The sequence below is a fragment of the Candidatus Pelagibacter sp. genome (assembly GCF_052049935.1).
In the GTDB taxonomy this organism is placed as follows: Bacteria; Pseudomonadota; Alphaproteobacteria; order Pelagibacterales; family Pelagibacteraceae; genus Pelagibacter.
The window spans coordinates 33666-46632 of record NZ_JBNGZA010000001.1 but is presented as its reverse complement, the minus strand read 5'-3'; the positions used below and the strand labels follow the sequence as shown (position 1 = coordinate 46632).

Sequence of the window (12967 nt, the reverse complement as noted above, 5' to 3'; positions counted from 1 at the left end):
GTAGATGCTCTAAAAGTAACTATTTTTCAAGTTCTTTTTGACTTTAGTATATATATAAAGTAGCACAACTAATGCTTGTGTACCGATTCGGTATTTATTATTGTGATTCGTATAGGTTTTTTAAAAAATTATGATTGATAAAATTGGACCACCAATAGCAAAAGCATTTGCCCCTATAATCAAACTAATCGGAAATTCACATTCAAAAAAAGATAAAGTAATAGGAGTAGTTTTTAGAGACAAATATATCCAAGCTGCTGAAATTTCATTCAAAAAAGATACATGCAAAGTTGATAATTTTTCTAATCAACAAATTGCTGGTATTGGAGATGACCAAGATTTTTTATCGGCAACAACATATTTAAGTGATCAAGTCAAAAATGCATTAGACTCAATTAAAACAAAGACAAGAGATGTTGCTATATCTTTAGATATTTCAAAAGCCCAAATTTATAATTTACAAATTCCAATAATGGACGAGAACAGCTTAAGAGAGGCATCTGAATTTGGAGGTTTTTGGGATCAATTTGATGAAACCCCGGAAAGCTTAGAAGAGTTTGAAACTAGTTATATAATTTCTAACACAAATGAAGAGCTGGGCATAATGGATATCGTTTTAGTTACAATGGAAAAAAAATTTGTTGAAGCTTATTCGAATATATTTAGGCTTGCTGGATACAATCCTGTGGTAATTGATCTCGCACCTTTTTCACACATGAATGCTCAAGGAATTTTGTTAGGTAAAGAAGGATTTGAAACTCCTAATGTAATTTTCAATTACACAAAAGATGAAAAAAGTATTTCAATTTGTTCTAATAAAGGATTTCAATTTTCAGAATTAAATATTATTGAAGCCGATCAAGTTTTATTAGACACTGTAGAGGAGGTTGAGAGTGTTGAGACTGAATTTTGGGATGAAATTTTTGAGAGACTAGGTTCTCAAATAAAACAATCTTTAGTGGAATATGAAACCAAGTATGAATTTGATCCAATTAACATTATTACAGTTGTCACAGATAAAACAAAAATAAAAAACTTATCTAAAGGGATTGAACGTCAGTTAGGAGAAGTGGTTATCAAACATTATAATCCAGAGGACTCATCTGATTTTTCTAGTGATGCCAAAAAATATATCGACTCTTTATCTAATAAATCTCTAGCTTCTGAGGCAATTGGAATTGCATCAAGAAAATTAAATTCATTTAATCTTCAAACTAATGAAATAGTTACAGTAAATTTATTGTCAAATTTTAATCAAGTAAAAATAAACAGAAGATCAAAAGCTCTTGGAAATTTTTGCCTGATGATATCTGTGATTTTCTTTTTAGGATTTATTGGACATGTTGTTCCATTTAAAATTTTAAAGATGTTGAATAATTCAACACAACTAAAGAATATTGTTGCGTTAAAAGATGATCTTGATGGTAAAAAAAATCTTATTGAAGGTTATAAATCTAAAATAGAAAAAATTAATAAAGATAAAAAAGTAGCTAATTCATTAGGATCAAATTTAAAAACAACAGCAAATCTTTACGCCTCATTGAATAAAATTGTACCTAAAGATGTAAGAATTACTAATTTTGGAATTGAGGAAAAAAATAATATTTTACTATCAGGTGTTGCAAAAAACGATCAAGCAGTTGTTAGTATGATGAATAATTTTTCAGAAAGTGTTGTTGTAAATGATAGCAAGATAGAAGCTATGGTTGAGTTAACGTTAGAAGATAAGATTAGATTATATTCGGCAGAAGGTGGTAAAAAAATTACAGAAGAAGAAATGCCCAAAGAAGATATAACAAAAAAATTTAATTCAAGGTTGTCTTTAAAACCTGTTGAAAACGAAGTTTTTGATATTGAGAATGTGTTATCTGGTTTGATGAAGAAAGGTAAGAAAAAGAAAAAATGATAATTAGATTATTTATTATAACTTTTTTAATGCTTTTAAATTCTGTTGCAAAATCAGATCCATTTACTAATGAAATTGGTATTATCAAAGAACCAGAAATTGTAGAAGTACAACCTGAAGAAACTCAAGAACCCGAGGATATTATAGCAGAGGATATTGTTGAAGAAGTTACTGAAGATTTATTTACAGAAGAACCAGAGCAAGAAGTAGTTGTTGTTGAAACTCAGCCTAAAGAAAAAGAAATAATTACAGTACTTAACATTGATCCAATGCTAGCCTATTCGTTAAAAGATTACACACTAAAGGGAACAGCTTTAAGCAAAGAATCTAGTAATAAATTTCAAAGAACTAAAATAAAAAAATTTGATAGAGCAAAAATACCAACAACACATACAATTTTAGAAAACGAAACTATAGAAAAGATTGCATTTAGGTATGGTTTTTCACTAAGAGAGATAGAGCTTGCCAATGCTATTTATCCGGGTTCAAGAAAATTAGTAACAGGTGATAAATTGGTCATTCCTCATAGAATTCATATCGTAAAAGAAGGACAAAGTTTAAATGATATAGCTGACAGATATAAAATCGATCCAATTCAACTTGCTTCTTATAATGATAAAGTAGAAGATGATATTTTGTTAATTGGAGAAAAGTTGCATTTACCATTTTTTATACATGTAACAGATGAAAATGAGACTTTAAGTGATATTGCTGGAAGATATGAGAGAGAAATTGATGAACTAGTTAATTTTAATAACTTTGATGATAGCATTCTTGTTATTAACGAAAATCAATTAATCAAAATACCAATTTATGCAAATCGAAATATCGACTATGAGAATTTAGATAAAAAGAGTGTAAATGATTTTAAAATCGATAAGAAAAATTTAGCAATTGTTGAAATTAACAATGGTCAATATATGGTTAGAGAAGGTGATCGAATCGGAAATAAGGATGGAGTAATAGTATCAATTCAAAAAAATATGATGATTGTATTAGAAGATAATATTGAATTTGAGTTTTTAATTAATACACCAATTGTAGGTCAAGCTATCGCTTCGCTACCAACTAATGAAATTGAGACTAATGATATTATTCAAACAAATGATACTCAAATTAATGATGATGCTACAGTGAACACAAATGAACAGGCCTCAACTGATGGAGAAACTATTACTAACGTAGAGGATTTATTTAATTAATGAAAAATTTTATTAGAATTAACATTATATTATTATCTTTAGTCCTGACTGTATTATCAGGTTGTAGATCTGGTAAACCAGACATGGCTTTTGAACAAGAAGATGGTGGGGCTATTCAACAGATAGATGCCTTTGATGTTACAGCAACAGCTGAAAATTTTAGAGAAACTTCAGATGAATTTACTGAAAAGGTAAAAGACATAAGAGACAAAAGAAAGAAGAACAAGCTATCACCAAGAAGAGTTTCATTGAGTAATTATGGAGACAGTGAAAAAAAACCCCTTGCTATTGTAGATCATAATGATTTTGTAAAAAAATTAGAAACAAATGAAGTTTCACTAAAATTAAATGATATGGATATTAGATCTGCATTTAAATTATTTGCGAGTCTTGTACAAAGAAATATTATTATTGGAGAAGAAGTCAGCGGAAATATAACAATTGATTTTGAAAATATTAAATGGGGATCTGCTGTTTATGCCCTTTTAGATATTAATAATCTTGTGATGACTGAAGATAAAGATTCAGGTTTACTTAGAGTTCATTCAAGTGAAGTTTATGTTCAATTAGAAAAAGATAAAATTGATAGAACATTAGAAGTAAACAAAAATTCAATAACATTAGGAAGTGGTGGAACAACAATTGATACTGATGGCAATGAAGAAACGATAATTGTTTCGGAAATATTTAAAGTTTTTAATCAAACATCAGCAGATGTAATAGAGCCAATACAAAATTTACTAGGCAGTGAAACAACAGTAGAAATTTCAGATGACGCTGGTAATAATCAATTACTTGTTAGAGGGTCTCCAGAAGATTTAAATTTAGTTGAAACTATTATAGAAAAAGTCGATCTTGAAAAAAAACAGGTATTAATTGAAGCTTATTTGATTAATGCTACAGATGATTTCAATGAACAATTTAACAATAATCTAACAGCATTTAATGCTAGTGCATTAGAAAATGGAAGAGACGGTATAACTTATGTAGGTGTTGAAGGTACTCCTGGAGGTGATGGACTAGAGTTTGTAACTCAAAATACTGCTGCACAATTAGAGTCTGGTGCATTAGATGCTACTACTACATTTACTAATGCAACATTAGCGGGTGGAGCCGTAATTATGGGTAACATTGGAATAACGAGATTAAAAGCGATTATTTCTATGTCTATAGACAAGAAAAACTCAGAAACTATTTCAAATCCAAAATTATTTGCTTTAGATGGACAATCTTCAACTTTAGCTCAAGGAAACCAATTATTAAAAGAATTAGATGGAGCTGGTAGTGCAGCAAGTACAACTGTAACAATAGATCAAAATTTATCAATGAGTGTGACACCAAATGTAATCAATGATGACCAAATTGAATTAAATTTAAGTATTACAAATAGCTCACCAGGAACTGTACCTGCAAATGTTTCAGCAGCATCAAATACCGCAACAAACACAGAATCTTTAACTTCAATTGTGAGAGTAGCTTCAGGAGAGGTAGCTGTTTTAGGTGGTGTTTATAAAAATACAAGAAATGATAACACGAATAGAGTACCATTCTTTTCAAAAATACCTTTATTAGGTACATTTTTTAGAGCAGAAACAAGAGAAGACAATAGAACTCAGTTGTTGATATTTATTAGTGCAAATATTGTATAAGTTATATTATTTTATATAATTTATCATGCCTTCTATAAACCCAGAAATTAGCATTAAAATTTCAAATTTATTAAAGAATTCAGGAAAATTATCTGAGTCAAATTTTGCTGAAGCAAAAAAAAAATATGAAAATAATGGTAAGGCACCTTTAGGTGTTTTAGAATATTTAATTAACGATAATTTAGTTAGTGAAGATGATATAGTTGCAGCTGTATCTCGTAATTACGCTCTAAGAAAAATTGTTCTATCAGAACAAACAATAAAAAAAGATGCAGTAAAAAAACTTCCAAAAGAATTTATTATGGAAAATGAAATGTTGCCATTCGAATTAAATGGCAGAATTCTTAAGATAGCATTATTTGATCCAACAAAATCTACGTTAGCTGGAAAAATAAAAAGTATGACAGGTTGCAATGTTGAATTATATGTCGCAAAACCCACTAATCTTGATCAAGCTTTAAAATTTAAAACTGTTGTTGAAGCCACACAAGAAATTAAAGCAACCGCAAATACTCAACAAGCAAAACCTGTTACGCTTAATAAACCAAACTTAAATGTAAAGGTTCCCAATGCTAAAAACACAGGTGGAGAAAATGATGTGGTTGAGTTTGTTGATAAATTATTGGTTGAATCTTTTTTAAGTGGCACCAGTGATATACATATAGAAGTATTTAGAAGAGGAGAAGCCCAAGTAAGATTTAGAAAAGATGGTGTTTTACAAGAACAACTTCAGTTCAAACAATTTTTAATGGAAAATTATAACGCGATAGTAACAAGATTAAAGATTATGTCAGGCTGTGATATTTCTGAAAAAAGATTACCACAAGACGGGAAGCTTCAATTTAAAAATCCAACTCCAAAAAATGAAGATGATGTTGATATAGACGTTAGATTTTCTGTCATTCCTGCTAAAGAAGGAGAAAGAGTGGTTATGCGTTTACTTGCAGCAGGACCAGATTTAGGACTAGAGCAAATAGGTCTAGACAAAGAAGATTATGATAATTTAGTTGCTGCCATAACTGCCCCTCAAGGCATGGTTTTAGTTACAGGCCCAACAGGTAGTGGTAAAAGTACAACTTTGTACGGTTGTATAAAAAAGATAAATAATCCAGGAACTAATATAATGACAGCAGAAGATCCTGTTGAGTTTTATTTGAAAGGTGTTGGTCAAATTCAAGCTAATAATGAGATCGGTTTAACATTTGAGGCAATATTAAAATCTTTTTTAAGACAAGACCCAGAGGTAATTCTAGTTGGAGAGATAAGAGATAAATCAACTGTTGATATAGCAATTAAAGCTGCATTAACAGGTCACTTGCTGTTAAGTACACTTCATACCAATGATGCAGTTTCAACTGTTGTAAGATTAGTAAATATGGGTGTACCAAGTTTCATGGTTGCGTCAGCCTTAAGTTTGATAGTTGCTCAAAGATTAGCCAGAAAAAATTGTTCAAATTGCTTAAAGGATGATGAAAAAGCCACAAAAGAAAATTTACTTCAATTTGGTTTTACTGAAGAAGAACTTACGACATTCAATCCTAAAAAAGGTGAGGGATGTACTGAATGTAATAATACTGGATACAAAGGAAGACAAGGTATCTATGAAGTTTTGAAAAAAACTCCAAATTTAGAGGCTGCAATTCTTAGAGATGCAAGAGGAGATGAAATGCTGGAAGTAGCAATCAAAGATGGTTTTAAAACAATGCAAACAATTGGAAGAAATTTTATAAAAAAAGGTATACTATCAGTTGAAGAATATTCAAGAATCTTAGTGGTTTAATTTATGGCAACTTTTCAATACGCTGGAGTTCAATCTGGTAAAAAAATAACTGGTCAAATTTCAGCTGCAGATCCTAAGTCAGCTGCTGTTGAGTTAAGAAAAAAAAAGATAATTGTAACATCAATTAAAAAAGGAAATGGAAAATCGGAGTCAAAAGGGCCACCTTCATTAGATGATATTCCAATAAGTAATGCACCAATAATAATTTCTAAAGGTAACATTTACCTTAACTTTGGTCCTTGGGCTAAGGTTCCACCTAAAGAATTATTACAATTTACAAAAAAAGTTTCAACTATGATAAAAGCAGGACTACCTATATTAGAGTCTATAGCAATGATCAGAGATCAAACTGTTCATATGAAAATGAAAATGACAGCTCATAGAATTGTTAAAGATTTAAATGGTGGTATGAACTTAACTGATGCTTTTTCAAAACATCCTACAGTATTTGACAATATATATTTAAATATGATTTCAGCTGGTGAAGCCAGTGGTAAATTAGATGAATTCTTAATTAAACTTGTAGAACTCTTAGAAAAAAATGCAAAAATAAGATCTGGTATCAAAAGCGCATTATTTTATCCTGTTATGCTTTTGACTGTTGCAACAACTATTACAATTTTCATGCTATGGAAAGTTGTTCCTGTTTTTGAAAAAATGTATGGAGCAATGGGTGTTAAACTTCCAGCTGCAACACTAGTAATAGTTAATGCTAGTAGATTTATTGCAGACCCAGGAAATATTTTAAAAATATTAGCTATTATTGTTATTATAAGAGTCACTTATGGGTTCATGTATAAAAATATAGAAGGATTTAGACATATAATGCATAAGAGATTTTTAAAGTTTCCTTTATTTGGGGATTTAATAGTTAAAGCCACTGTATCAAGAATGTGTATGATTATGGCAAATCTTACAAGAGCAGGTGTGAGTATTATTGATACAATTAAGATATCTAAATCAGTAACAACAAATTTAGTATTTATTTATGCACTCGAAAGAGTAGGAAAATTAATCGTAACAGGTCAAACTTTATCGACTTTACTTAAACAAGAAGAACACATCTTTCCTCCAGCTTTAGCCCAACTAACAGCTGTTGGAGAAAGAACTGGTAATATGGAAGAAATGTTTCAATCAATTGCAAATTATTACGAGGAAGAATTTGATGGTGTAGTTGCAGCATTATCTTCAATAATTGAACCATTGATGATTGTCTTAATAGGAGCAATTATTGGTGTTCTTATGATAGCTTTGTATATGCCTATATTCAGCATAGGCCAAGCTGTCGGATAGATAAAATCCAATATCTTTATATTTGGCGTAATTTTTTTTTGTTATATAATTATTTAATTATAGATCTAAATTTAATATAAACTTTTTGTATGAAGAAAAATGGTTTCAGTGTCATTGAATTAATGGCAACAATTGGAGTTATAGCAACAATAGCTGCGGTTGGATTTCCAGCGATTGACAACTTTGGAGATCAAGAAAATTATGAAACTGATCTAGCGACAATTAGAGGTCAAATAAATTATGTAAGACAGATTTCTCTAGAGGAGGGAACCGCATACTCTATAAGAATAGTAAATGATGATACTAACAATACAGCAGATTTAGAGATTTGGAGAGCGTCTGGCGCCGATAGATTCAATGTGGAATATCATAAAGAAAATATCGCAGCAAACACTCCTAGATGTAAAAGATTTGGAGAAACTGAAAACAAAGGAATAGCTCAACCAGATCTTACTAAAAAATTAGAGCATATGACGATTAAAAGATGTACAGCTATAGATGGTGGTTGTAGTCATGAGTCTGTAGCTAATAATTTTATTTGTTTTTTACCAGATGGCTCAGCACCTGAAAGTTTAAGATTAGAAATACAAGCATCTTCAAATGCAGGTGGAAAAAAAGATTATCTACATACCTATCAATCTGGTTTTTTTAATAACGGGAAAAGAATGTGAGAAATATAAAGTCTGAATTTCAAAAGGGTGTTTCATTAGTTGAAGGTATGACTGCTGCTGCAGTTTTAGGTGTAGCTGTAACAGTTTTTATGACATTGCAATCTACTCAAGAAAGAGACTTTTCTAATTTAAGAAAGTTTGACAAAGCAGCATATGCAGTTGAATTAATTTTTGAGGAGTTAGCTGCAGTTTTTAATCCTGTTGCTGCTCAATTTGGTAACCCCAGAGTTAATGAAGATACAGATGGTGGAGAAAGTGAATTAGAAGTTAGAGGTTTAGCTCAACTACCTGGGGATGGTGATAGAATTATTATTGAAGGAGTAGGTGGAGAGTATGAGGTAACAGACTCTACAGATTTTGATGATAACAATATAACTACATTGTCTTTAGAAAGATCAGATGTGCCGGAAGGCACTCCCAACTTAAATCTTGCTGCAGATGCAAGAGAGAACGCACCAATAACTTTTATTTCAAATGCAGAAGGAAGTTTACAACCATATCATGATTTAGATTTAACTAGATATGAAGACACTGACTATACAGATGATATAACAAATGCAAAAGTTCAAACAGATCTAGCTAATTGGGGTGAATTATTAAAAAAACATTTAGGCCCACCAAGAGATGGTGATCAAAGATTAATTGAAGTTGAAGAAGTAGATAGAGACATTACAGTTACAAGAAATGGAACAGAAGTAACAGAAACTGAAAGAATATTAAGAGTAACAATTACAATACAACAAGGAAGTATAGAAGAAAGATTCAGAAGGATGTTCTTAGCAGGAACTTAGAATTATATGAAAAAGTTTTTATTAGAAAAAGGATTTTCATTAGTTGAAGCTCTTGTAGCTGTTGTTGTTTCAACAATTGTAATGGGTGCAACTTATACAATCTATAGTAATTTTCAGGGAACATTCGTAAGACAAATTAATCATAATAATATGAAACAAGAAGCAAGATTTGCCCTACATGTTTTACAATTAGATGCAAAACTTGCAGGTTACAAACATCCAGATAGTGAAGATGGTGATGTTCAAATGCCAGTCAAAGTTTTAAATGACGATGGAACAGAAGTTACAGATGACACGGAATTTGGAGAGTCTGTATCATTTTGTTTTGATACAGAAGATATTGATGGTGATATACAAAGAAAATTAGTCAAATATGAACTTCAAATACCATATTCTCCAATAACAGACAAAACTGTACTGAAGAAAAAAGTTTGGAATACTACTAATTGTGACCCAGATGATTCAGGTACTACAGTTGATCATGACTGGATGCCAGTTGCTCAGTTTTTTAATAATCTAGGAATTAGACTTAGAAGCAAACATATTGATTTTGAAATTCAACTTAGATCAAAAGATGAAAAAGTGACAGAAACTTATACAGCGTCTGCATACATGAGAAATTTGAATTTTGGTGGAAAAACGTTTTATGCTTATGATGAAGAAGATTTGCACGAAAACAGAACAGCAGTACTAGGTTTTACAGGTAGTTTGCAAGTTACATGCTCGAACAATATTAAAAGAGATATTCAATTAGCAAACTTTGTAACTAATGACGATATTATTGTACTTCATCAGGGTGAAAAAGTTGGAACCTCAAGTATTGATAGAACTCATAATGAAATAAGATTTGAAACTGAAAAACCACCTGAAATCACTGGTATACCTGGAATTGGTCATTCATCGATGAGGTTAAAGTTGGAGACGGTTGCAACAGAAACTACAATACCTCCAGGTTTAACTGCAGCATCAGGTTTTGATGATGCAAATAGTAACAATACCGGAGACGCTGGAGAGTGGAATGGGTCCTTAACGATTTCTGGAACATTAAATAAAACTGATACAAATTACACTTTTAATTCTGATGGTTATCAAGATTTTAGAATAAGGCTAAAAGCAAATCTTGACACTAATTGCGAAGGTGCTGGATGGGTAGATCAAAATGAAGCTTATAAAGATTATACTATAAGAGTTATGAAATATGATGCCCCTCAGTTTTCTGACATTAATTTACATACTTGGGAACCTAAAGGCTTTACTTTTGGAAGTGCAAACTATGAAAGTAAAGGTCCACAAAGTCAATGGGGTGGACCAAATTATGATTTAACTGAAGATGGAAGATCATTCTATATTCAACAGAACCTTGCATCACCTGCATTTTTAGTTTCAACAGAAGAATATGACTCATTTGTTTTAAAAGGAATGGTTTGCTCTGGAGGTTATCCAGATTGTAATCCACAAATGGATGTATGGCTAGATGATGATATGTTAGGTTTTGCGGTTGGCTATCAAAGACCAAGTGTTGTTCAAAAAAAATGGCCTGACGGTAAAATTAGAGCGTGTGCTGGAATAGATTATGCAAGTTTGAATGGAACTGGAGGATTTAACACTACCGAGTTAGTTAATTCATTATCAAGCACAGATAAAGCGGAATGGAATGGATTAACGGCTGATGAAAAAGATATGTGGTGGGGTGAGCCTGCAGACATGACATATGATATGTATTTGTGGTCATGGTGGGCTGCTCAAGGTAATGGATCTTCAATCATACTTCATCATTTTAAAGGTTATGAATTTGAACACTATAGAAATTGTGGTCGTGGAAGTCAGTGGTCTTATCTTTCACATGAAAACATGAGTCATTTAATGGGCTGGTCTACTCCAAACTCTGGTGCGATAGAAGATTATAATGATGATGGTTATAATAGATTATTTAGAAGATTTAATGATGTAAGGCCTGATAACACTGGTACTAGAGCGTGTACAAAAAGTAAGTCGTTTTCACAAATTAGTTATAATCCAGGATCAACCCACAATGGATGCGGTAAAGGAAAAAATACAGGAATTAAAAATACCGTAACACTTACTTACCATCCAAATAAATTTAGAGCAAATGTTGATAATAAACCTCATGTCGCCAATAGCCTAAGTCAACGATTTACAGCTTTTGATCTAAGATTTGATAGCAGTGGTGATCTGCATGATCATACTAATACAACATTTCCTTACACCGAAAATTCTTCAGGCACAGATATTTCTTTGCCAGATGCAGCAGATGTACCAGATGCATTAAAAACAGAAGGATTTAAAAGATTTCAAAGAGGTTCAGTGGCTATAGCATCTTTTTCTCAACCAGATAATAGATATTCTAATATACAAATTGCAAGACTACCCAGATATATTCCATCAAAAACAGCTGCAAATAAACCAATGCCTAAAGCTCAAAATCTTTATTACTATATGGATACAGATTACCTAACAGTAAACAGAATATATGGTCTGCTAAGTAAATCATACGATCCACAAGGAGAGCATTTAGAAATTTTAGTTGATCATGATGGAAGCACTGATAGTTGCGCTCAAATTGGAAGCGTATCTGGAGATCTTGCTGAGTCTGGATCAGTAAAAACACAAGTTGTTGATGGATCAACAAGAATTATGGATTGTAGATTAAGTGGCACATGGAGAGCAACAACGGCGGTTTGGGCGAATAATTCTGAGCTTCCAAATATTGGTGAGATGTATGATACAAAAGATAAAGACAGCTATAGTGGAGCAAGGGCAACTGTTACAACTACTGCAGGAGGAAAAATTCATGTGTTTGCAGATGGTTCTTTTAAATATGCAACTTTACCAGATGGTTTTGACGATGATGATGAACAAAATGAAGATTCTTTTTATTATGCTGTTCAAACTGAAGATACTTCGAACAATAGAATTTCTGATATTCAAAAAGTCTACATAGGTTTTAACATAGAAAATACAACACCTACTGGAGTTTCTTTTAAAGAAGCTAATGGATCAGTTATATCAAATAATAATGATTTCAATTTCGCAGAGGATGATGACAAAGAATTAGTAATTGGCGAGATTTATGCAAATGACACACAAGAGCCTGATGATCATGATTTTGTAAGATTTAATTTAGGTGAAGTTCCAAATGATGATCCTGATAAAGATGTTGATCATGGGACAAGGTTCAGATTAGACCAAAAAGATGAAAAGTTTTATTTAGTTTTAAATGATGATAGCGATATTAGATGGTCAAATTTACCATCAAATAAAAAATATTTTTCAATAAGAATTATTGCAACTGATTTAAGAGGTAATCAGCTTGCTACCACTGAAAAGGTTTATGTTGATAGAGTAGATTGTTCTGAAACAGCCATGGAAAATGTTACGGTTTATAAAACTAAAGCAGCCATGACTATAGAAGGATATATACAAGGTAAAGAAGGAGAGAAGGTATTCAGAAGACAAACAGTTCCATTAACAAGTGAACTTGATGAAGCTTCAATCACATTTGATTTTCCTGATAGAAATGTTCAACCTTCAATAAAAATCTCTGAACAAACTGTTCAAGTTGATGGGGAAGATGTTGTAATAGGTATGTTATCAAATAGATGTAAAACTACTCATAGTTATATAAACAGACAACAAATGTGGAGTGACTCATAA

8 protein-coding genes are annotated in these 12967 nt (G+C 31.4%); all 8 read left to right on the top strand.

The window, feature by feature from the left end; all coding sequences use genetic code 11:
- Positions 1-130: 130 nt before the first annotated feature.
- The 8 genes from ACTT90_RS00135 to ACTT90_RS00100 all read left to right on the top strand — a co-directional run bounded on the left by ACTT90_RS00135 (position 131) and on the right by ACTT90_RS00100 (position 12967).
- Positions 131-1906 (top strand): PilN domain-containing protein, encoded by a 1776-nt coding sequence (locus ACTT90_RS00135; protein WP_440936885.1) that lies wholly within the window; start codon positions 131-133, stop codon positions 1904-1906.
- Positions 1907-1935: 29 nt separating this feature from the next.
- Entirely contained in the window at positions 1936-3108 is a 1173-nt protein-coding gene (locus ACTT90_RS00130) for a LysM peptidoglycan-binding domain-containing protein (RefSeq protein WP_440936884.1), read from the top strand.
- On the top strand, positions 3108-4757 hold the full coding sequence (locus ACTT90_RS00125) for a secretin N-terminal domain-containing protein (RefSeq protein WP_440936883.1): 1650 nt from the start codon (positions 3108-3110) through the stop codon (positions 4755-4757). The genes ACTT90_RS00130 and ACTT90_RS00125 overlap by 1 nt, the downstream gene beginning before the upstream one ends.
- Before the next feature lie 25 nt (positions 4758-4782).
- Positions 4783-6537 (top strand): GspE/PulE family protein, encoded by a 1755-nt coding sequence (locus ACTT90_RS00120; protein WP_440936882.1) that lies wholly within the window; start codon positions 4783-4785, stop codon positions 6535-6537.
- Between the two features lie 3 nt (positions 6538-6540).
- Positions 6541-7830: a type II secretion system F family protein gene (locus ACTT90_RS00115; RefSeq protein ID WP_440936881.1), complete on the top strand. Its 1290-nt coding sequence runs from the start codon at positions 6541-6543 to the stop codon at positions 7828-7830.
- 89 nt (positions 7831-7919) lie between these two features.
- On the top strand, positions 7920-8501 hold the full coding sequence (locus tag ACTT90_RS00110; protein ID WP_440936880.1) for a pilus assembly FimT family protein: 582 nt from the start codon (positions 7920-7922) through the stop codon (positions 8499-8501).
- On the top strand, positions 8498-9292 hold the full coding sequence (locus tag ACTT90_RS00105; protein ID WP_440936879.1) for a type IV pilus modification PilV family protein: 795 nt from the start codon (positions 8498-8500) through the stop codon (positions 9290-9292). Before ACTT90_RS00110 ends, ACTT90_RS00105 begins: the two co-directional genes overlap by 4 nt.
- Before the next feature lie 6 nt (positions 9293-9298).
- On the top strand, positions 9299-12967 hold the full coding sequence (locus ACTT90_RS00100; protein WP_440936878.1) for a prepilin-type N-terminal cleavage/methylation domain-containing protein: 3669 nt from the start codon (positions 9299-9301) through the stop codon (positions 12965-12967).